This is a genomic window from Pseudomonas sp. CGJS7 (genome assembly GCF_036961695.1).
Genome location: NZ_JBAMDI010000036.1, coordinates 49,668 through 71,303, shown reverse-complemented (window position 1 = coordinate 71,303; position 21,636 = coordinate 49,668). Strand labels below are relative to the sequence as shown.

Below are 21,636 nucleotides of genomic sequence, written 5' to 3'. Positions count from 1 at the left end.
GCCTTGTGCTGCGAGAGGGCCGGGCCTGACAATACGCCTCTGTCAGCTGAGAACCGGACCTCAACCGCATGTCCCTGAAAGCCCTGCGCACCTTGGTGACCATCGCCCGCCACGGCACCTTTGCCCGCGCCGCCGACCTGCTCAGCCTCACCCCCTCGGCGGTCAGCCTGCATATCAAAACCCTCGAAGACGAACTGAAGGTGACCTTGTTCGACCGTAGCCGCAGGCAGGTGGTACTGACCGAAGCCGGCCAGTTGGCGGTGGCCCGCGCCGAAAGCCTTCTGGCTGCCTATGACGAACTGGCCGATGCCCTGGCCAGCGGCCCAAGCCTGCGCGGCCGTTTGCGCCTGGGGGCGATCCACACGGTGCTGGCGCGGCGTTTGCCCAAGGCGCTGGTGTGGATAAAGGCCCATCACCCGCAGCTACACATCAGCGTGGCCTCGGGCATGTCGGCGGAGCTGGCGCGGCGCGTGGAAGACGGTGAGCTCGATGCAGCGATCACCACCGAACCGGTCAGCCCTTACCCGCAGAACCTGGACTTCACACCGCTGTTCGAGGACCGTTTCTGGGCCATTGCCAGCCCTGAGCTGGCCGGGTATAGCGTGCCGCAGTTGCTGGCCAGCCAGCCATTCCTGCGCTTCGACAAGCGTGCCTGGGCCGGCCGGCAGATCGAGCAGGAACTACGCCGCCAGCAGGTGCAGGTGAGCGAACTGATGGAACTGGACAGCCAGGAAGCCCTGGCGCGCATGGCGGTGATGGGCCTGGGCGTGGCGGTCATCCCCATGGCGGATGACGACCTGCAACGCTTGCCACCCGCCACCTGCCTGCCGTTTGGCGAGCCGCAGCTGACCCGGCGGGTGGTGTTGCTGGAGCATGAAAAAAGCCAGCGGCGGCATTTGAGTGCGGTGTTGAAGACCGCCCTGGAAGCCTGAAGCCAGGCTGATCCAAGGCGCGATATGCCCCCACCAACATGCATTTTTCCTCAACGGTCACTGAAGAAAACAACGTTTTTACAGATCGATCCGCCCCCGTAGTCTGTGCACGTACCCGACCACGGAATGCTCACCATGCTGCACTTGCTGCTGACCACCCTGCTCCCCATCATCCTGCTGATTGCCCTGGGTACCTTCCTGCGCCTTCGCGGTTTTCTTGCCGAAAGCTTCTGGCCTGGTGCCGAGCGCCTGAGCTACTACGTCCTGCTGCCGTCGCTGTTCCTTCATGGCCTGGCCACCGCCAACCTCGATGGCATACCGGTGCTGGGCATGGCCGGCGCACTGATGCTCTCGACCCTGGCCGGTGCCGTGTTGCTGGTGCTGTATCAGGGCGCGGCGAACCATGATGGAGCCGATTTCACTTCGGTGTTTCAGGGCGGTATCCGCTTCAACAACTACATCGGTGCCACCCTGGCTGCGGGGATTTACGGCAGCGCCGGGATTGCCCTGGCGGCGGTGGCCAACGCAGCCATCGTGCCCTTGGTCAACCTGCTCTGCGTGCTGGTGTTTGCCCGCTTCAGCGCCCGTCACAGTTCGCCCGCCACAGTGCTTCGGGCGATCTTCGCCAACCCGTTGATCGTCGGCTGCGCAGGGGGGCTGGTGCTACGGGCCACGGGGCTGGGCTTGCCGGCCGGTATCGACGCCACGGCCAAGGCCTTGGGCCAGGCCGCAGTGCCTTTGGGCCTGCTGTGTGTCGGCGCTGCCCTGGGCGGCGCCAGCCTCGGCCAGCAGGTACGGCCGCTGATGGCGGCATCGACGTTCAAGTTCCTGGTCATGCCACTGACCACCTGGGGCGTTTGCCGGCTGCTCGGCCTGAGTGGCCAGGCAGCGGTGGTGGCGGTGTTGTTCCAGGCGCTGCCAACCGCTTCGTCATCTTATGTCATGGCCCGGCAAATGGGCGGCAATGCGCCACTGATGGCCACCCTCATCGCCCTGCAGACCGTGGCTGCGGCCGCCACCCTGCCTTTGGTATTAATGCTTACGCTTGGCTAGACTGAAATTCTGCCCACTGCCTGGTAATGTGCCCATGCGCCTTCACTTGATGCTGATCGGCTTGACCTCGGCCCTGCTCGCAGACCCCCTGTATGCCGCTGATCCAGCCAAAGCCGCCGTTGCCGAGGACAAGGCCGCAGTGCTTGAAGAAAAGGTCGTCGAAGATGCGCCGCCCCCCAGGAAGGCAGAGAAACTGACCCCAGGCGAAACGCAGGCAGTGGACCCGGCTGGCCAGGCGCCGCTGGATGACAGCATCACCTGCCTGGCACGTACCATCTACTGGGAAGCCAAAGGCGCCGACGCCAAAGACATGACCGCAGTGGCCAGTGTAGTGCTCAACCGCCTGGGCCACGATGGCTTTCCCGACACCATCTGCGCGGTAGTCAAACAGGGTGTGGAGACCAAGGCCTGTCAGTTCTCATGGTGGTGTGACGGGCGCCCGGACCAGGTCGAGGAACCGCAACGCTACGACGTTGCCAAAGAGATCGCACGCAAGGCGCTGAACCAGCAGTTGAAAGACCCCACCGGCGGTGCGTTGTACTTTCACGACCGCACGGTGCGCCCCGACTGGGCGAAGGCTTATCGCAAGACCGCGCAGACCACCCACTTCCTGTTCTACAAGCCGAACCAGGCGTTGGCCCATTGACGCGTAAACGGCTGACAACGCCGGCCCGATGCGAATGACTGGCACCTGACCGCACTTTTCCACGGGCCTGGGGTCTACTCCCTCTTTTGCCGCCAGTAACGATTGCCGGTGTTTTCATTGCCTTGCACGACCTCGGGCCAAAAGCCCCGGGCTTGTGTAGGATGAGCAGCGCACACCACGACGCTGCCAGTCATAGGGAGATCCACATGCGCGTCCTGACATCCGTTGTCGCCTTGTCACTGGGCCTGGTCGTTTCGACCGGTGCGCTGGCAGCCACCGGCGAAGAGGCGCAGTTGATCGATTCGATCAATGTCTACCGCAGCAAGGCCCAGCCCTGCGGTGGCGAGGCGTCGTTGGAACTGCCGCCGCTCAACAGCGACACACGCCTTGCGCTGTCGCCAGAGGGCACCCGCGACCTGCAACAGGCCATGACCCGCGCCGCCTACCCCATGGTCAGCGTCCAGGCCATCAGCCTGTCGGGGCCACGCGACGCACGCGCCGCCATGCATGCCATCGAGGAAAGCTTCTGCCAGGTGGTGCTCGACCCGCAATTCGTCGATATCGGCGTCAGCCAGGAGGGCCGCGACTGGCGCATCGTGCTGGCCCGGCCGCTGCTCAGCGGCCGCCTGGGCGACTGGCAGGCCGAGGGACAGAAGGTGCTGCAGGAGGTCAACGCCGCGCGCAAGGTGCCACGGCAATGCGGCGGCCAGCCGTTTGCCGCCGCCCCGCCACTGAGCTGGAGCACAGTGCTGGCCGGGGTCGCCGCCAACCACACACGGGCCATGGCCAACCAGAACTTCTTCGACCACATCGACAAAGATGGCCGCACACCCGGTGACCGGGCGGAACTGGCCGGGTACCTGTACCAGCAGATCGGCGAAAATATCACCGCCGGGCGTGACACCGCGCAAAAGGTCGTCAACGGCTGGCTGGACAGCCCGGGGCACTGCGCCACGCTGATGAATCCGGACTTCCGTGAATTGGGCGCTGCCTATGCGATAGACCCCAAGAGCGATGCAGGGATCTACTGGACAGGGTTGTTCGGGACGCCGCAATAGATCACGTGAGCGGGTAATGACCTGCACGCAACTGCAGGGCCGTACACCCAAACCGACGCCGCACGCACTTGCCAAGGTAGCTGGCATCACCCAGGCCCACCTCATCGGCAATCTGCGCCAGGCTGTGGCTGGAGTTGAGCAAACGCCAGCGCGCCTGCTGCAAGCGCATCTCCAGCCACCAGGCCTTGGTGCTCATACCGTGGCTGGCCTGGAACTGCCGGTCCAGTTGACGCCTGCTGATGCCCAGCTCTGCGGCCAGTTGCTCCACGGCCAACGGTGTGCCCAGGTGATGACGCATCAGTGCTTGCGCCCGTTGCACCTGGCGCCCCTGACCAGCACCCAGCTCCAGCGAGCGCAAGGCGTGACGGCTGTCGCGGGTCTCGTCCACCAGCATGTCAGCCAGCCCTTTGAGCGCACGGGTTCGCCCGCAAGCGCGTGACAGTAGTGCAACGGCCAGGTCTATGGCGGCAGTGCCACCGGCGCACGTGATGCGGTTGCCATCGATGCAGTACAACTGCTCGCGCAGCAGCTGCAACTGCGGAAACGCAGCACGAAACTCGGCTTCGTGACGCCAGTGCACCACCACCTTGTGCCCCTGCAACAGGCCGCAGGCAGCCAGCAGAAAGGCGCCATTGTCGACCCCCACCAGCTTGACTCCCGCCTTGGCGGCCTGCCTGAGCAACGCCTGGTAACGTGGCGCCAGCGCCGCGGTGGCCATGGCACTGCGACCGCCGAACACCACCAGGTAGTCGAATAGGTCAAGGTCGAGCTGATCGGCAATGGCCTCGACCTGCAGCACCGCGCCACTGCTCGACGGTACCGGCTCGAGGCTGAGCCCCGCCACCGTCCAGCTGCAATAGCGTTGTTGGCTGTAGTCCTCGTCGTCGGCGCTGAAGCGCAATTTGTCGAGAAAGGCGCCAAACGGCAGCAAGGCAAAATCCGGTAATGGCAGGATCAGCAAGCGGATGTCGGGCGGCATGAAACCACGTCCAGAAAAGACTCTTTTATGACCAGATAATACTCTTTCAGCGTGAGCGTTGCGCCATAGACTGTCGCCCTCTCTCGAACAAGGCAGTTTTCAACATGGCACTGGACACCTGGCTCATCTACCTGCTGGCCAGCATCGGCCTTTCGCTGACCCCGGGGCCCAACAGCCTGTTGGCGTTGACCCATGGCGCGCTCTATGGCGCACGGCGAACGCTGTTCACCATCGTGGGCGGGGTCTTGGGTTTCAGCGCCCTCATCGCCTTGACCATGTTCGGCCTCAGCGCACTGCTGCAGACCTCGGCGGCAGTGCTGAGCGTCCTGAAGTGGGTGGGTGGGGCTTATTTGATCTGGCTGGGCATTCAACTATGGCGCAGTCCAGGCCTGCAGCTGGAACTGACCGCGCACAGCGCGCGGCTGGGCAATGCCGGGCTGTTTCGCCAGGGCCTGCTTTCGGCCATGGCGAACCCCAAGGTGCTGCTGTTCTATGGTGCCTTCCTGCCGCAGTTCATCGACCCACAGCGAGGGCTGGTGCTGCAATTTGCGGTGATGGCCGCGACCTTTGCCAGCGTCGAGTTTCTGGTCGAATACCTGCTGGCGCGCCTGGCGTTTCGCATTCGGCCATGGCTGGCCAAGGGTGGCAAAGGTTTCAATCGTTGCTGCGGGAGCCTGTTTGCCTTGATTGGCCTGGCGCTGCCGCTTGGCCGATAGCGGGCCCGCGAACACGGGCGAAGCCCGTGCCCTGCACCGCGTAACGGTTCAACCCCGGCGTGCTTTGAGTAGGAACACAACCAGCGCCACACCCGGCAACCCCGCCCCCACCAGTGCCACGCCATGCCAGCCAAACTGGCTGAACAGCGCACTGGCCACCGCCGACCCCAGCGCCCCGCCGAGGAAGATGCTGGTCATGTACACCGCATTCAGCCGCCCGCGGCTGGCCGGGTCCAGTGCGTACACTTCACGCTGGCCGATGACCATGTTCATCTGCACCGCAAAGTCCAGCAACACGCCGGTAAGGCCCAGGCCAATCACGCTGTAACCCGGCACTGTCAGCCCCAGCAACAAGGCCGCCGGCGCCAGCAACAGCGCCAGCAGCGAGCCGGCCCGGGCATGCCCGGCATCGGCCAGGCGGCCGGCCATGGGCGCAGCAACGGCACCCACCGCGCCGACAAGGGCGAACACGGCGATCTGGCTTTGTGACAGGCCATGCTCCCCGGCAAGCGCCATCGGCACCGCCGTCCAGTAAAGGCTGAACGCTGCAAACATCAATGCCTGGTACAACGAACGCTGGCGCAACAGCGGATAACGACGCAGCAGTGTGAGCAGCGACAGCATCAGCCTGGCATAGCTGGCTTTGTGCTCGGGCCGCCGCTGCGGCAAGGTCAATGACAGCAACAGGATGATCGCCAGCATTACCCCGGCGGCGCCAATGAACACCGCACGCCAGCCGAAGTGGTCGGCCACCAGGCTCGACAGCGGTCGCGCCAGCAGGATGCCCAGCAGCAAGCCGCCCATGATGTTACCGACCACACGTCCACGCTGCTGCTCCGGCGCCAGGTGCGCCGCCAGCGGGATGAGCATCTGCACCGACACCGAACTGAAGCCGATCAGCAGTGCGTAACCCAGGAACAGCTGCCCCTGGCCACTGCTGCTGGTGCCCGCCAGCAGCAGGCTGACGCAGGCCAGGACCGCGGTGGCCACCATCAGGCGGCGGTTTTCCAGCAGGTCGGCCAGCGGTACCAGCAATAACAGGCCCAAGGCATAGCCCAACTGCGTGAGCGAAACGATCAGGCTGGCATGCTCGGTGGACAGCCCCAGGTCGGGGGCGATCAGCCCGACGATGGGCTGGGCGTAGTAGATGTTGGCGACAATCGCGCCGCAGCAGAACGCCAGCAGCACTACCAGAGCCCGACTCAGGCTGGCGGCTGCCGGTTGCGCTGTCGCAAGGGAGGGGTTCATGCGAAGTTCCTCGACAAGGGTTGGGTATATGCCGGCCACCTTACCCATGGACGTCAGCGCCGAGAATCCCGCGGTGGCGCAATGCGGCTTTGCGCACTGCGCAACACTAGTGACCGTGTATGAGCAAATTTTCGCAAAAGTCGATGAATGCGTTTACTCGCCGTGAGCCCCGGTGGTTGGGCATATACAGGGCGTTGATGCTGCTATTGGCTGCGCCAGGACTGGCCTGCCAGTCGGGGAATACCCGTTGCAGGCGCCCTGCCAACACATCCTCGCGTACCAGCCAATCAGCCAGCAGTGCGATACCACTGCCTGCCAGTGCCGTTTCACGCAACATGTCGGCATTGGCGCTGCGCAAGGGCCCGCTTACGTCCAGTTCCAGGCTGTCCTGGCCACAGGTCAGGCGCCAGGGGCGCGCTTTGTGCCCATAGCGAAAGCGCAGGCAGGCATGGTCAAGCAACTCCCGGGGATGCTGCAGTGGCTCACGCCCGGCCAGGTAAGCCGGGCTGGCCACCAGCCAACGCTGAAAACGGCCGAGCCGGCGGCACACCAATTCGTCATTGGGCGAAGGGTCACCCAGGCGAATCGACAGGTCATAGCGCCCGTCAAGCAAGTCGTCCAGGCGGTCGCTGAGATCGATGTCCAGTTCCAGCGCCGGGTGCTGCGCCAGGAATGGCCCCAGGTGCGGGGCGATGACCCGCCGGCCGAACTCCACTGGCAGGCTCAGGCGCAGTACACCCACAGGCTCCTCGCCGCGATCGGCGATGCTGGCATCCGCCTCGTCCAGTGCTTCAAAAATGCCCCGTGCCCGCTGGTAGTAACGGGCGCCGGCCTCGGTCAGGCTGACCTGGCGCGTCGAGCGGTTGAGCAAGGTGGCGCCCAGCGACGCTTCCAGGGCATCGACCAGACGTGTCACCGACGATGTCGCCAGTCCTAGCCTGCGCGCGGCAGCAGAAAAGCCTTGGGCATCGACAGTGGCCACGAACATTTTCATCGCCAGCAGCTTGTCCATGTTCAGCCCGTCTTCCAAAACTCGGAAAGTTCTTACAAACAGCCGGGCGGGTCAAGCCGCGCGCGCCAAGGCGATTGCGTCCATAGTGGAATCCACCCATTTCCAAGGAGGCTTACCATGACCCTGAACAACCTGCTGACCGCCCTGCCGCCCTGCGATCCCGCCAGCGCCGAACGTGTCGACGAACTGCTCAGCCGCCCTGGCATCCGCGTGGAACGTATCGTCTCCAGCGGGCAGGCCAGCCCACCCGGCTTCTGGTACGACCAGGCCGAAGGCGAGTGGATCATGTTGCTCAGTGGTGCTGCCGCCCTGCGTTTCGAGCACGAGCACCACACCCGCCTGCTGGCGCCGGGCGATTGTCTGGACATCCCCCCGCACGACCGCCACCGCGTGGAATGGACCGCGCCCGGCACGGCCACCATCTGGCTCGCGGTGTTCTATAGCAGCAGCACCCCATGGCCGGCCTGAAGGGGCCATGCCGGCCCGTGCACAAGGCGCAATTGTCCCGACGCCGTGCAAGGTTGGGCTTACGACCAACGCATGAATACAAATCGAAGAGGCGTCATAAACGCCTCGTTCAATGCGTTTTTCTGCACCTTATCTATACTTTTGGCCACATCTTCGTAAGTTCAGCCCTGCGACAATCAGCCTCGCTCAATTATGTACCAACTTGTTAATTAGCAAGCTAAGGGCTTAAACTGCGCGCATTCCACCTGCTGAGATCCCTGGCATGAAAGAAACACCGCGCGCCTCTGGCGCCACAAACTTCATCCTGGTCGGCCTGGGCGTGATCATCGCCCTGCTCGGCCTCCTCCTCGCTGCCGGCGGCGTCAAGCTCGCCGGTCTGGGCGGTTCCTGGTACTTCCTGATCGGCGGCTTGGCCATGGCCATCGCCGGTGTCCTCATTGCTCGCCGCAAGAAGGCGGGTGCCTGGCTGTATGCCGTGTTCCTGGTCGGTACTGCCATCTGGGCACTGATCGATGCGGGCCTGGTGTTCTGGCCGCTGTTCTCGCGCCTGTTCATGTTCGGCGCAATCGGCATGGTCGTGGCGCTGGTCTACCCGCTGCTGGCGCGTGCCAACGGCGCCAGCGCCGGGCGCGGTGCGTACGGCGTAGCCGGGGTAATGGCCGTGGTACTGGTGATCGCGGTCGGCAACATGTTCGTTGCCCACCCAAGCGTCGCGCCCACCGGCAAAGGCCCGGGCATGACCCCGGTCGAAACCGGCAAGGAACAGAAAGACTGGGCCCACTATGGCAACACCGAAGGTGGCAGCCGCTTCGCCGCGCTTGACCAGATCAACCGGGACAACGTCAACAAGCTGAAAGTGGCCTGGACCTACCAAACCGGCGACGTTGCAATCAGTGACGGCAACGGTGCCGAAGACCAGCTCACCCCGTTGCAGATCGGCAGCAAGGTGTTCATCTGCACCCCGCACAACAACCTGATCGCACTCGATGCCGACACCGGCAAAGAGCTGTGGAAGAACGAAATCAACGCCCAGTCCAAGGTCTGGCAGCGTTGCCGTGGCATGGCCTACTTCGACGCCACTGCAGCCATCGCCCAGCCAACCCAGCCGAACAGCTCGCCGATCACCGGCGTTAGCGTAGCGGCCGGTGCCAACTGCCAGCGTCGCCTGCTGACCAACACCATCGACGGCCGCCTGATTGCCGTCGACGCCGACACCGGCGAGTTCTGCCAGGGCTTCGGCAACAACGGCCAGGTCGACCTCAAGGCAGGCCTGGGTGATGTCCCGGACTCCTACTACCAGCTGTCCTCGGCACCGCTGATGGCCGGCACCACCGTGGTGGTCGGCGGCCGTGTTGCCGACAACGTCCAGACCGACATGCCAGGCGGCGTGATCCGTGGTTTTGACGTGATCACCGGTGAAATGCGCTGGGCCTTCGACCCGGGCAACCCGGAAGATCGCCAGGCTCCGCAGGGCGACAAGACCTACGTGCGCAGCACCCCGAACAGCTGGGCACCGATGTCCTACGACCCGGCAATGAACACCGTGTTCCTGCCGATGGGCTCGTCCTCCACCGACATCTACGGCGTTGAGCGCAGCAAACTGGACCACACTTACGGCGCTTCGGTGCTGGCCCTGGACGCCACCACCGGCAACCAGAAATGGGTGTTCCAGACCGTGCACAACGACCTCTGGGACTTCGACCTGCCCATGCAGCCAAGCCTGATCGACTTCACCAAGGACGACGGCCAGTCGGTACCTGCGGTGGTGATCGGCACCAAGGCCGGGCAGATCTACGTGCTCGACCGCGCCACTGGCAAGCCGCTGACCCAGGTCGACGAAGTACCGGTCAAGCCAAGCAACATCCCGAACGAGCCGTACTCCCCTACCCAGCCCAAGTCGGTGGGCATGCCGCAGATCGGCGCGCAGACCCTGACCGAATCGGACATGTGGGGCGCCACCCCGTATGACCAGTTGCTGTGCCGCATCGACTTCAAGAAGATGCGCTACGACGGCCTGTACACCGCGCCGGGTACCGACCTGTCGCTGAGCTTCCCGGGTTCGCTGGGTGGCATGAACTGGGGCAGCATTTCTACCGACCCGGTACATGGCTTCATCTTCGTCAACGACATGCGTCTGGGCCTGTGGATCCAGATGATCCCGTCGCAGAACAAAGGTGGCGCGGCTTCCGGTGGCGAAGCACTGAACACTGGCATGGGCGCGGTACCGCTCAAGGGCACCCCGTATGCCGTGAACAAGAACCGCTTCCTGTCGGTCGCCGGCATTCCATGCCAGGCACCGCCGTTCGGCACCCTGACCGCCATCGACATGAAGACCCGCCAGGTGGCCTGGCAGGTGCCGGTCGGCACCGTTGAAGACACCGGTCCGCTCGGTATCCGCATGCACCTGCCGATCAAGATCGGCCTGCCAACCCTTGGCGGCACCCTGTCGACCCAAGGCGGCCTGGTGTTCATCGCAGGTACCCAGGACTTCTACCTGCGCGCCTACGACAGCAGCAACGGTAACGAAATCTGGAAGGCTCGCCTGCCCGTGGGCAGCCAGGGCGGCCCGATGACCTACGTCTCGCCGAAGACCGGCAAGCAGTACGTGGTGATCACCGCTGGCGGCGCCCGCCAGTCGACTGACCGCGGCGACTATGTGATTTCTTACGCTCTGCCGTAAGACCGCGTCGCCTGCTTCGCGAGCAAGCCCGCTCCTACAAGGCCCCTGTAGGAGCGGGCTTGCCCGCGAATGCCCCTCAAAGACAATCCGAGATTCTGTAATGCCATCCGCAATTCGCATCACCCCCACCCTGCTGCTGGCCCTGGCCAGCACCACCGCCCTTGCCAACGACGACCTCATGACCCGCAGCACCCTGACCGGTGACTGGGGCGGCCTGCGCCATCAACTCGAAGAAGACGGCGTCAAGATCACCGGCGACTACAGCGGTGAAACCGCCTACAACGCCCACGGTGGCCTGCACCGTTCGGCGCGCTATTCGCAGAACGTCAAGCTGGGCGTGCAGTTCGACCTGTCGAAACTGTACGGCCTGGACAACGGCGGCAAGGTCCAGCTGACCATCAACGACCGCCGCGGCAACAGCGCTTCGGAAGACCTGGTAGGCAACCGCCTGCCAATCCAGGAAAACTTCGGCGGCCTGTACACCCGCCTGACCGAGCTGAGCTACGAGCGCACGCTGTTCACCCCGGCGCTCAACGTCAAGCTCGGCTACATGGCCATGGGCAACGACCTCGGCGGCCTGGACAGCGGTATCCTGTGCAACTTCATGAACGCCGGCTTCTGCGGCCACCCGCTGAACATGTCGGGCGGCAGTGGCTGGACCAACTACCCCAACGCCCACCTCGGCGTGCGCGTGAAGTACGACCTGTCACCTGCCTGGCAGTTGCGCGTGGCGGCGTTCAACGTCGACCCCGAAAGCAACGGCAACTCCAGCCGCGCCTGGCACCTGGGGCCCAAGCACACCACCGGCACCGTGGTACCGGTAGAACTGGTATACAAGCTGCAGGCTGAACTGCCAGGCGAGTACAAGCTTGGCTACTACTACGACAGCTCTGATGTGAAACGCATCGGCAGCGATGATGAAGTGTCCGGCCGGGGTGGACATTACCTGCTGGTCGACCAGGCGGTGTGGAACGACCAGGCCTCCCCAGGCCGAAGCCTGCACGCCTTCGGCCAGTACTCGGCGTCGAGCAAGGCCGCTTCGCCGTTCACCAAGTGGTATGGCGCCGGCGTGGTGCTGTACAAGCCGTTCGAAGGCCGCCCAAAGGATACCGTGGCACTGGGTTACGGCCGCGCCGTACCCAACCCGCGTAGCCGCGATGTGCTGGAAGATGCCGCGTTCAACGCGGGCCAGCAGTTCCCGGACATCGACAGCGCCGAGCAGTTGATCGAACTGAGCTACGGCTACCAGGCCACGCCATGGCTGAACCTGCGCCCTGATGTGCAATACATCATCGAGCCAGGGGCGTTCTCGGGCAAAGACATCGACAACGCACTCGTGGTCGGCCTGCAGGTCAAGGCGACCTTCTGAACCGCCGGGGCCGCACTGCGGCCCCATCCGCCGGCGCAACCCTCAAGCCTGTTTGAGGTAGTCCACCAGCCTCAGCAGCATGGCATCACAGCCGCGCAACTGCTCGACACTGACAAACTCATCCGGCTTGTGGCCCTGGTCCATGCTGCCAGGGCCGCACACCACGGTGGGGATGCCCGCCTGGTCGAACAAGCCACCTTCGGTACCAAACGCTACCGTACCGAACGTATCCGAACCGCTGAGTAGCGCCACCAACCGCGCAGCCTCGCTGTCTTCCGGTGTCGCCAGCCCCGGATAGGCACTCAGCGGCGCCAGGCGAATGGCGCTGGCGGTATTGACCTTGCGCATACGCGGCAGCAACTCGGCTTCAGCATAGGTTTGCAACTGGTCGGCGACCGCCTGCGCCTCGAACCCTGGGAGCGCACGCACTTCGAAATCGAACTCGCACTCGTCCGGCACGATGTTCAGCGCCCTGCCCCCTTTGATCACGCCGGTCTGCACCGTGGAGAACGGCGGATCGAAGCGCTCGTCGTGATGAGCCGGCAGTGCCAGGGCATCGCCGATTTCACCCAACTTGCCAATCAGTTTCGCCGCATACTCGATGGCGTTCACCCCATACGGCGCGTACGCCGAATGGCACGCTGCGCCCTGTACCTGGCAACGCATTGCCAGCTTGCCCTTGTGCCCCAGCACCGGTTTGAGTTCGGTGGGTTCACCGATCAGGCACAGCCGTGGTTTACACGGGCGCTTTTCGAGGGCAGCCAGCATCGAGCGCACGCCCAGGCAACCGACTTCTTCGTCGTAGGAAAACGCCAGGTGTACCGGCATGCGCAACGGCTGCGCGAGAAACGCGGGCACAGCAGCCAACACCGAGGCGATAAAGCCTTTCATGTCGGCCGTGCCGCGGCCATACAGGCGGCCGTCACGCTCACTCAGGGCAAACGGCTCGACCGTCCAGGCCTGGCCATCTACCGGCACCACATCGGTATGCCCAGACAGCACCACACCACCAACATCCCTGGGGCCTATAGTGGCGAACAGGTTGGCCTTGGTGCCCTCCGGGTTATGGAACAGCTCGCACTCCACCCCCAGCTCGGCCAGGTAATCACGGATAAAACCGATCAGCGCCAGGTTGGAGTCGCGGCTCACCGTGGCAAAGCCGATCAGCCGGGCCAGCAGTGCGCGACTGGCAAATTCACTCATCGCCCGGCACCCCATAGCTTGGCGCGGCGGTCGGGTTGAGGGCGCGGGTGACGTAATCCTGCATCTGCGGGCGATAGGCTTGCCACAGGTCATCGAGCACGCCGATCGGGTCGCTGTCGGCCCAATCGACGCGCAGGTCCACCAGCGGCCAGGTCAGCTCGCCAGCAATCTTCAGCGCCGCCGAGTGCACGGGCCCCGCTTCGCCACCCGCGGCCATCGCCGCGTGCATGGCTGCCAGCAGGCGGTCGGCCAGGTGGCCGCCGGCCTGCTCGAAGGCCAGCACCATGGCTTCGATCACCTGGGTCGAGGACAGCAGGTTGCCAGCCGCCGCGCATTGTTCGCCGGCCATTGCATGGTGTGTGCCCAGTGCTTCCCGCCCGGTGAACAGGGCCACCTGGCCGTGGCTGTCGATCACCGTGACCTGGCGGTACTCGCTCCAGCCATTGGCACTGAGCACCCTGTCCAGCGCAGCGGCGGGCGGCAACTGGCCATGCTCCAGGGCATCGAGAATCTGCGGGCCCAGCGCCGGCAGGGTGATGTTCTGGGTCGAGACTGCGCCCACACCGGCACGCACCCAGGGGCAACGGGCACCCACGGCGATGCTCGACGAGCTGATGGCAATACCGACCTGGCCGGTTTCCTGGCAACGACCAATGATGGAGAACGTCATGTCATGGTTCCTGTTGTGCTGTGCGATACACGGCATTCTGAGTGGAACCTTCGGGCGGGCGAAACGACCTTTTTCCGAGGGGGTAGGCAGGAAAAAACTATGCTCAGGGGCCCGCCCTTCGCACCCGCTCGAAAAACCACGTCACCCACCCGGCCAACCCGCCCCACAGGCCAGAAAACTCAAGGCCTTCGCCGTTTTATCGGCAAGCACCAGCTAAATACTATTTTCGCCATTTCCACGGCATCCCTAGTCTGGCTCCAGGCAACGGCGGTCCTCCAAACCGACCTGACAATAACCGCCTGAACAAGGGCTCGGACATGACACTGAACAACCTCGAAATCGACACCCTCGTCGTCGGCGCCGGCCAGGCCGGCGTGGCCATGAGCGAACACCTGAGCAAGCTTGGTGTGCCGCACCTGGTACTGGAGCGCAACCGCATCGCACAGGCCTGGCGTACCGGCCGCTGGGACTCGTTGGTCGCCAACGGCCCGGCCTGGCACGACCGCTTCCCGGGGCTGGAATTCAACCTCGACGCCGATGCATTCGCCGGCAAGGACCAGGTGGCCGACTACTTCGAGCAGTACGTACGCAAGTACAACCTGCCCGTGCGCACCGGCATTGAGGTGAAGCGCGTGGTGCGTAACAGCGACCGCCCTGGCTTCACCATCGACACCAGTGAAGGCGTGATTCGCGCCAATCGCGTAGTCGCCGCCACCGGCCCGTTCCAGAAACCAGTGATCCCGGCCATCGCGCCGAAAGACAGCAACCTGCACCAGATTCATTCCGCCGCTTACTTCAACCCAGAGCAGTTGCCTGAAGGCGCGGTACTGGTGGTCGGTGCCGGCTCTTCCGGCGTGCAGATTGCCGAAGAGCTGATGCGCGCCGGACGCCAGGTGTACCTGTCGGTCGGCGCCCACGACCGCCCGCCGCGTGCCTACCGCAACCGCGACTTCTGCTGGTGGCTGGGCGTGCTGGGCGAGTGGGACGCGGAAATTGCCAAGCCCGGTCGCGAGCATGTGACCATCGCAGTCAGCGGCGCCCGTGGAGGCCACACCGTGGACTTCCGTGCCCTCGCCCACCAGGGCATGACCCTGGTCGGCCTGACCCAGTCGTTCGAAAACGGCGTCGCGCACTTCCAGGACAACCTGGTCGAGAACATCAACCGAGGAGACGAAAACTACCTGGCCCTGCTGGATGCGGCCGATGCCTACATCGAACGCAACGGCCTGGACCTGCCGGAAGAGCCCGAAGCCCGCCAGCGCCTGGCCGACCCGGAGTGCATGCGCAACCCGCTGCAGCAGCTGGACCTGGCCAAGGCCGGCGTCAGCAGCATCATCTGGGCCACCGGTTACGGCGTGGATTTCAGCTGGCTGCAGGTAGACACCTTCGATGCCAACGGCAAGCCCCAGCACCAGCGTGGTGTGGCCCGTGAGCCGGGCGTGTACTTCCTCGGCCTGCCGTGGTTGTCGCGCCGTGGTTCATCGTTCATCTGGGGGGTGTGGCACGACGCCAAGCACGTCGCCGGCCACATCGCCACACAACGCACCTACACCGCCTACCGCGACCGCGAGCAACGCGCAGCGGATGAGCAGCAAACCGCCAAGATCAGCAATGTCAGCACCCTCGGAGCCCACTGATGCCTACCCATACTCGCATCCGCATGTTCAACACCAAGGAAACCTACCCCAACCAGACCCTGGACAACGACTTGTGTCAGGCCGTGCGGGCGGGCAATACCATCTACGTGCGCGGCCAGGTCGGTACCGACTTCGAAGGCAAGCTGGTGGGCCTGGGTGACCCGCGCGCACAAACCGAACAGGCGATGAAGAACGTCAAGCAACTGCTTGAAGAAGCCGGCTCGGACCTGTCGCACATCGTCAAGACCACCACCTACATCACCGACCCGCGTTTCCGCGAGCCGGTGTACAAGGAGGTGGGCAAGTGGCTCAAGGGCGTGTTCCCGATTTCCACCGGGTTGGTGGTAGCCGGGTTGGCCCAGGCCGAGTGGCTGATGGAGATCGACGTGATCGCCGTGGTACCCGATCAGCAATGACCGCAGGCCTGAATGGCGGGTGGTGACTGCCACCTGCCGTCCAGCCACGCCTGGGTTGCCCGTGCCGCAGCGTGCAAGCGCTGAGGTGCGGGCACGCCAACGGACGACAGTTCCACGCTGACACGTCGCCCGCAGTTCGCGCGTGGCTGGCTACCCGGCGCAGCTCCAACGCCATTGGGCGTACCACACCCAGTCCATTCAGTAGGTCGCCCTCCCGCCGCTGAGGTCAAACACAAAGCCAGTGGTAAAGCTGCACTCAGGCCCGGCGATCCAGCTGACCATGTTGGCAATCTCCTCGGCCTTGAGGAAGCGCCCCATGGGGATCTTGGCCTTGCTCGCGGCAATATGCTCGGCCGTCATCTCGGCCATCAGCGGCGTCTCGACCATCGCCGGTGCCACGCAGTTGAGCAGCACGCCATCCTGCGCCAGCTCCTTGGCTGCCGCCTTGGTGAAAGCGATGACCCCGGCCTTGGCTGCCGAATAGCCCGAGATGTACTGCACACCCTCCTTGCCGGCCATGGAGGCGATATTGACGATGCGCCCGTAGCCGCGCTCACGCATGTGCGCGATGGCGGTGCGGCAGCAATAGAACACACCGTTCAGGTCGATGGCGATGACCTTGTCCCAGGCCTCTGGCGGGTACTCCCAAGACGCCACCACCGGGCCGTTGATGCCGGCATTGTTGACCAAAATCTGCACCTGCCCCAAACGCGCCAGCGTCTGGGCAAAAGCCGCCTCCACCGAGGCCAGCGACGACACATCCACTGCCTGGCGCAGCACCGGCTCGAAGCCGTTTTCCGTACTGCTCCAGCCATCGACGGCAAGGTCCCAGATCACCACCTGGGCGCCGGCGACATGCAAGCGGCGGGCAATCGCCAGGCCGATGCCACGCATGCCACCGGTGACGATAGCGGTTTGGCCTTGCAGGTACTGGCTCATTGTTCAGCTCCATTTTCGACAGAAGGAATATCCGGCAAGCGACGCAGGTCACATGCCTTTTGGGGCGCTAGCCGAGACGATCCTCCAGGCCATGGAGGATGCCGCCCGGGACGGGTGTTCTGTTCAGTGTTCATCAGGATTGCGCGCTTGTTGTTGGAAGGGCACACAACGGAGGGGCTAGGCAAACCCGAACAATCGCCGAGGGGTGTCCCACATCACTGTGCGGCGCAGCCGGGCATCTGGCATCAGGCGCTCGGCCAGCTTCAGCAGCGGGCCGTAGTCCACCCGCGCGGGCTGGCGAATGAACGGCCAGTCCGAACCCCACACACAGGCTTGGGCGCCAAAGGCTTCGAGCAGGGCCTGCACGTATGCACAGCTCTGTTCGAACAAGGCATCCGCTGCGGCAAACTTCTGCATGCCTGACAGCTTCACGCAGGCGCGGCCACTGTCGGCCAGCCGCAGCAACGCCTGGAAGCCGGCCTGCTGCACACCGGCAGCGACATCCGGGCGGCCGCAATGGTCAATCAACAGACGAGCCTGCGAGCCTTGCAGCAGGCCGTGCAGGTCCAGCAACTGGTCGTCACACACCTGCAGCTGGGCGAACAGGCCAAGCTCGGCGAGCTTGCCGAACAGCCCGTCAACGCCCTTGAGGCTGGCTACCCCGTACAGCGCGGGGTTGAAGGCGATACCCACCACGCCTTGCGCCTGCAAGGCCGCCAGCGCATCAAGGTTGATGTCCGCCTTGACCACCGCCACCCCCTTGAACCGCCCCTGCCCGCTGGCCAAGGCATGCAGCAGGCAGCGGTTGTCGGTGTGGTAGCCGCTGTTGGGGCCCACCAGCAAGGCATGTTGCACGCCGTAAGCGTCCATCACCCGGGTGAACTGCGCCTGGGTGGCGACCTCCTGGCCGGAGGGCGCATAGGGTGCGTCGGGGTGATAGGGGAAACGGGGAGGGTCAAACAAATGGTTATGGCAATCGATCTTCGCTTCGTCAAATATGTTCACCCAGCACTCCCGTCAAGCGCCACTGCGCTTGTCTGCAGATCTTGTTATTGTGCGCCGCAAGGGCGATTAGGCTGGGGTTCACGATACTGTGTGGCCGGCTTTGACGCTCATACCCAGATGGCGAAAACCATAACCGAAGGTAATACACATGCTGCTTGGCAACGAAGGCGCAGACGCAAGCCCCATGGTGTTCAAGCTGCGGCACATGGAAGTGTTCAGGGCGGTGATGCTGACGGGCTCGATCAGCGCGGCGGCCAAATTGCTGTATGTGTCGCAGCCGGCGGTGAGCAAGCTGATCCAGTACATCGAAGCGCGCCTGGCCTACCCGCTGTTCGAGCGCGTCAACAACCGCCTGGTGCCGACGGCCGAAGCGCAGGTGCTGTTTCGCGAGGTCGAGCGGGTGTACCAGGCAGCGTTGCAGGTCAACGAATGCGCCCTCGCGCTGGGCGCTGGCGGCCAGCGCAAGTTGCGTATCTCGTGTAGTGCATCGTTGTCCACGGTGGTGATCCCGATGGCCCTGGCCCAGCTCAAGCGTGAATCACCGTCACTGAATATCGAGTGGCAAACCTCGTTGATGGGCGAAATGCCCAATCAGATCTTGTCGAAGAAGGTCGACCTGTCGATCGCCGCCCTGCCGGTGGTGCACGACCACCTGCATTCGCAAGCGTTCATGCGTGGACGCATGGTGGTGGTGATGCCGCCGGGTCACCCTTTGGCCGGTCAGCCCGCGCTGACCTTGCAGCAGCTGGAGGGCCATGCGTTGCTGCTGTTCCGGCCCGACATGCCGTTTGGCAAGCTGTTGGCCGAACACATCGGGCGCCGCGGGCTACAGCTGAAATCACTGTTGTCGTTCACCAATGCCAACGAGGCTGTGGCGTTGGTCAAGCAAGGCATGGGCATCAGCGTGATCGACGAGTTCGTTGCACAGGACAGCGGGCTCGCGGTGGTGCCGTTGGCCGATGAGATTCACTTCGATATCAGCTTCGTCTATTCGCGCTTCGAGCCGCCCTCGCATGCAGCGGTGCAGTTGATGCGGGTGTTGCAGGGGCAGGCGCAGAAGCTGGGGCGGGCGCTTGCGCCGGGCTGATCATCTACGCAACCGCCCCACCGAGTCGCCTGATTCCCGGTCGCACCCGCTCCCGCTGGGTAGGTATACAAGGGTCCGGTTTAAAAGCCGACCGTGGCCGAGAGCAGATAGGTCCGCGGCGTAGACAGGGTCAACCCCGGCTCACTGTCATCCGACGCCCCCGCCGAGCTCCAGTAGCGATCATCGAGCACATTCTCGACACTGGCCCGCAAGGTAACCTCGGTGGCGTCCACCTTGAAGGCGTAACGTGCGCCCAGGTCATAACGCTCCCAGCCATCGATGCGCTTGCTGTTGTTCTGGTCCAGGTACTGGGAACTTGAGTGAATGCCGCGCGCTGTGAAGGTTAGGCCGTTCACCCCTGGCACGTCCCATTCAGCCCCCAGATTGACGTTGTATTCGGGCGTGGCCGGCGCACGGTTGCCATCGTAGGCACCGCCGACGGTGTCGGTCAGCTCGCTGTCGATAAACATCACCCCACCCAACACCCGCACGCCCTGCACCGGTTCACCGAACACACTCAGCTCGATGCCGCGGTTGTCACGCTTGCCATTGGGGCCGAACACCCGCGAGGTGGGGTTGGTCTCGTAGGCCGGCTGGCGAATGCGGAAGGCGCTGGCGGTAAAGGCCACCTGGCCGAGGTCGTACTTGGCCCCCACCTCGATCTGGCGGCTGGTGAACGGCGGGAAGATCTGGTCTTCGTTGATCGAGGTCGATGGGGCGATCTTGCCTTGGCTCAGGCCCTCCATGTAGTTGGCGTACAACGAGAGCTGGTCGGTGACCTTGAGCAATACGCCCCCAGAAGGCGAGACCTTTTCTTCGTCATAGCCCGTATCGCCTTTGACGCCGTCGCTCCAGTCATCCACCTGCACCCGTTGCCAGCGCGCACCCAGGGTCAACAGCAGGCGGTCGTCAAAAAAGCCAAGGGTGTCGGCCAGGGCCACGCCGGAGAAGCGGTTTTCCGTGTAGACCTCGGGGTCGAGGCGGGTTGGCGTACCGGGTGTCGGTGCGGCCACCGGGTTGTAGAGGTTGCTCGGCGCCGAGGCATAGCGCGCCCCGCCGTTGGTGAAGTCCATGTAGTAATAGGTGGCGGCCAGGTTCAGCTCGTGGCTGACCGGCCCGGTATGGAACCAGTGACGTAAACCGGCCATGGCGGTGCGCACCGACTCGTCCCGGGTAAAGTCACGCGGCTGCACGGTGAAGTCGCCGGCATCGTTGGTGATCGACACGTTATGGCGCAGGAAGTCATGGTTGCTCTTGCGCGCACCGACCGCACCATAGGCCAGCAGCGATTCGCTGATATCGTACTCGGCGTTCAGCGAACCGAAGGTGTCGTTGGTACGCGCCTTGCTCCAGGCCTGGGCGTAGTTGTGACGTACGTCATTGGCATTGGGCACCTTGGCATTGGCACCGACCAGCACACGCTCCTGCGGGGCGTCGGTGTCGCGTTCGGTGTGGCCAAGGTCTGCCGAGAGACGCAGGCGCTCGCCTCGAAAATCCAGGCCCAGCACCGCCATTTCACGGTCGACGCGCTGGTGGTCCCATTCGGTATCACCGGCCTGCTTCACGCCATTGAAGCGCACGCCGAACTGCTGGCCTTCACCAAAGCGACGGCCGATGTCCACTGCGCCGCCAGCCTGGCCGGCCGAGGCGTAGCTGCCGGTGAATTCGGTGATCGGCTTGTCAGCGGCTCGCTTGGGCTGCACGTTGATACCGCCGCCCACGCTGCCGCGCGGCGATATGCCGTTGATCAACTGGCTGGGGCCTTTGATGATGTCTACCCGGTCGGCCATTTCCATGTCGATCGAATAGGTCGGCAAGATGCCATAGAGACCGTTGTAGGCCACATCACTGTTGAACAGGCTGAAGCCGCGAATGGTGAACTGCTCGAAACGCCCGCCCGCCGGGTTGGTAGCACGCACCGAAGGGTCGCTGGCAATCAGCTCGCCCAAGGTGCGCGCCTGCTGGTTCTTGACCAGTTCGCTGGTGTAGCTGGTGATGCTGAACGGGGTTTCCATGAAGTCGCGCGAACCGAGCAAGCCTTGCGCGCCCTGGCGTGCCACTTGGCCACCGGCATACGGCTGCGTTTCGTTGCCTGCGGCCAGGCCGCCGACGATGCTGGTGGGGGCGATTTCCAGCGCGCCACTGGCCTGGGGGGCTGGCATCAGGGTGAAGGCCCCCTCACCCACCGGTAGCGCCTGCAAGCCGCTACTGCGCAGCAACTGGCTGAAGCCTTCATCGACACTGTAACGACCGGACAAGCCGTTACTTTGCCGGCCCTCTACCAATGCCGGGTCGAGCGAAAGGCTGACACCGGCCTGGTCGGCGAAATGGGTCAAGGCGGCACCCAGGCTGGCTGGCGCCACCTGGAACGTACGCCGGGCCGGCTCATCGGCCCATGCGGGTGCACACAACAGCAGGCTCATCGCGAACAATGGATGTGCTGCGCGCGCCAGTGGGCGCAGGCGGCAGGATTTTACTGCAGGCATTGAACAAGGCTCCCCTTTTATTTTCTCCTACC

General features: G+C 64.1%; 19 protein-coding genes. 11 read left to right on the top strand and 8 right to left on the bottom strand.

Features of this window, described 5'->3' with window-relative positions:
• Nucleotides 1-68 precede the first annotated feature (68 nt).
• The 4 genes from V7787_RS21770 to V7787_RS21755 all read left to right on the top strand — a co-directional run bounded on the left by V7787_RS21770 (nucleotide 69) and on the right by V7787_RS21755 (nucleotide 3,689).
• Entirely contained in the window at nucleotides 69-932 is an 864-nt protein-coding gene (locus tag V7787_RS21770) for a LysR family transcriptional regulator (RefSeq protein WP_003247790.1), read from the top strand.
• Nucleotides 933-1,067: 135 nt separating this feature from the next.
• Nucleotides 1,068-1,985 carry an AEC family transporter gene (locus V7787_RS21765; protein ID WP_336089534.1) on the top strand — a complete coding sequence of 306 codons (918 nt, stop codon included), beginning with the start codon at nucleotides 1,068-1,070 and terminating at the stop codon, nucleotides 1,983-1,985.
• Between the two features lie 34 nt (nucleotides 1,986-2,019).
• A complete protein-coding gene (locus V7787_RS21760) occupies nucleotides 2,020-2,631 on the top strand; it encodes a cell wall hydrolase (protein WP_003247785.1) in 612 nt (203 codons plus the stop codon).
• A 206-nt stretch (nucleotides 2,632-2,837) separates the two neighbouring features.
• On the top strand, nucleotides 2,838-3,689 hold the full coding sequence (locus V7787_RS21755; RefSeq protein WP_010954417.1) for a CAP domain-containing protein: 852 nt from the start codon (nucleotides 2,838-2,840) through the stop codon (nucleotides 3,687-3,689).
• Between the two features lies 1 nt (nucleotide 3,690).
• On the opposite strand, the gene V7787_RS21750 is transcribed toward V7787_RS21755, so the two are convergent.
• Nucleotides 3,691-4,668 carry a GlxA family transcriptional regulator gene (locus tag V7787_RS21750; RefSeq protein WP_104961491.1) on the bottom strand — a complete coding sequence of 326 codons (978 nt, stop codon included), beginning with the start codon at nucleotides 4,666-4,668 and terminating at the stop codon, nucleotides 3,691-3,693.
• Between the two features lie 104 nt (nucleotides 4,669-4,772).
• Between V7787_RS21750 and V7787_RS21745 the strand changes: the two genes are divergently transcribed.
• On the top strand, nucleotides 4,773-5,384 hold the full coding sequence (locus V7787_RS21745) for a LysE family translocator (RefSeq protein WP_010954419.1): 612 nt from the start codon (nucleotides 4,773-4,775) through the stop codon (nucleotides 5,382-5,384).
• Nucleotides 5,385-5,432: 48 nt separating this feature from the next.
• Here the strand turns inward: V7787_RS21745 and V7787_RS21740 are convergent, their stop codons facing one another.
• Nucleotides 5,433-6,632 (bottom strand): MFS transporter, encoded by a 1,200-nt coding sequence (locus V7787_RS21740; protein ID WP_336089533.1) that lies wholly within the window; start codon nucleotides 6,630-6,632, stop codon nucleotides 5,433-5,435.
• A 106-nt stretch (nucleotides 6,633-6,738) separates the two neighbouring features.
• The gene (locus V7787_RS21735; protein ID WP_064492680.1) at nucleotides 6,739-7,644 is read right to left on the bottom strand and encodes a LysR family transcriptional regulator; all 906 of its coding nucleotides are present in this window, start codon (nucleotides 7,642-7,644) and stop codon (nucleotides 6,739-6,741) included.
• 117 nt (nucleotides 7,645-7,761) lie between these two features.
• Between V7787_RS21735 and V7787_RS21730 the strand changes: the two genes are divergently transcribed.
• The 3 genes from V7787_RS21730 to V7787_RS21720 all read left to right on the top strand — a co-directional run bounded on the left by V7787_RS21730 (nucleotide 7,762) and on the right by V7787_RS21720 (nucleotide 12,161).
• A complete protein-coding gene (locus V7787_RS21730) occupies nucleotides 7,762-8,112 on the top strand; it encodes a cupin domain-containing protein (RefSeq protein ID WP_003247774.1) in 351 nt (116 codons plus the stop codon).
• Nucleotides 8,113-8,374: 262 nt separating this feature from the next.
• Entirely contained in the window at nucleotides 8,375-10,792 is a 2,418-nt protein-coding gene (locus tag V7787_RS21725; protein WP_064492649.1) for a glucose/quinate/shikimate family membrane-bound PQQ-dependent dehydrogenase, read from the top strand.
• A gap of 100 nt (nucleotides 10,793-10,892) precedes the next feature.
• Nucleotides 10,893-12,161: a carbohydrate porin gene (locus V7787_RS21720; RefSeq protein WP_064492650.1), complete on the top strand. Its 1,269-nt coding sequence runs from the start codon at nucleotides 10,893-10,895 to the stop codon at nucleotides 12,159-12,161.
• 42 nt (nucleotides 12,162-12,203) lie between these two features.
• Here V7787_RS21720 and argE read toward each other — a convergent pair whose 3' ends face one another.
• Both argE and V7787_RS21710 read right to left on the bottom strand, forming a co-directional pair.
• A complete protein-coding gene (gene argE, locus V7787_RS21715; RefSeq protein ID WP_198747675.1) occupies nucleotides 12,204-13,364 on the bottom strand; it encodes an acetylornithine deacetylase in 1,161 nt (386 codons plus the stop codon).
• A complete protein-coding gene (locus V7787_RS21710) occupies nucleotides 13,357-14,034 on the bottom strand; it encodes a DUF1028 domain-containing protein (protein ID WP_198747674.1) in 678 nt (225 codons plus the stop codon). Before V7787_RS21710 ends, argE begins: the two co-directional genes overlap by 8 nt.
• 317 nt (nucleotides 14,035-14,351) lie before the next feature.
• Here V7787_RS21710 and V7787_RS21705 point away from each other — a divergent pair, with 317 nt between their 5' ends.
• Together V7787_RS21705 and V7787_RS21700 are read left to right on the top strand one after the other, a co-directional pair.
• Nucleotides 14,352-15,671 carry a flavin-containing monooxygenase gene (locus tag V7787_RS21705; RefSeq protein WP_104887761.1) on the top strand — a complete coding sequence of 440 codons (1,320 nt, stop codon included), beginning with the start codon at nucleotides 14,352-14,354 and terminating at the stop codon, nucleotides 15,669-15,671.
• Nucleotides 15,671-16,087 carry a RidA family protein gene (locus V7787_RS21700; RefSeq protein WP_014590706.1) on the top strand — a complete coding sequence of 139 codons (417 nt, stop codon included), beginning with the start codon at nucleotides 15,671-15,673 and terminating at the stop codon, nucleotides 16,085-16,087. The genes V7787_RS21705 and V7787_RS21700 overlap by 1 nt, the downstream gene beginning before the upstream one ends.
• 198 nt (nucleotides 16,088-16,285) lie before the next feature.
• On the opposite strand, the gene V7787_RS21695 is transcribed toward V7787_RS21700, so the two are convergent.
• Entirely contained in the window at nucleotides 16,286-17,026 is a 741-nt protein-coding gene (locus tag V7787_RS21695; RefSeq protein WP_064492653.1) for an SDR family NAD(P)-dependent oxidoreductase, read from the bottom strand.
• Between the two features lie 177 nt (nucleotides 17,027-17,203).
• Nucleotides 17,204-18,031, bottom strand: a complete 828-nt coding sequence (locus V7787_RS21690) for an amidohydrolase family protein (protein WP_274141795.1) — start codon at nucleotides 18,029-18,031, stop codon at nucleotides 17,204-17,206.
• 148 nt (nucleotides 18,032-18,179) lie between these two features.
• Here V7787_RS21690 and V7787_RS21685 point away from each other — a divergent pair, with 148 nt between their 5' ends.
• On the top strand, nucleotides 18,180-19,118 hold the full coding sequence (locus V7787_RS21685) for a LysR family transcriptional regulator (protein ID WP_064492655.1): 939 nt from the start codon (nucleotides 18,180-18,182) through the stop codon (nucleotides 19,116-19,118).
• A gap of 80 nt (nucleotides 19,119-19,198) precedes the next feature.
• Here the strand turns inward: V7787_RS21685 and V7787_RS21680 are convergent, their stop codons facing one another.
• Complete coding sequence (locus V7787_RS21680) at nucleotides 19,199-21,604, bottom strand: TonB-dependent receptor (RefSeq protein ID WP_064492656.1); 2,406 nt, start codon at nucleotides 21,602-21,604, stop codon at nucleotides 19,199-19,201.
• Nucleotides 21,605-21,636 lie beyond the last annotated feature (32 nt).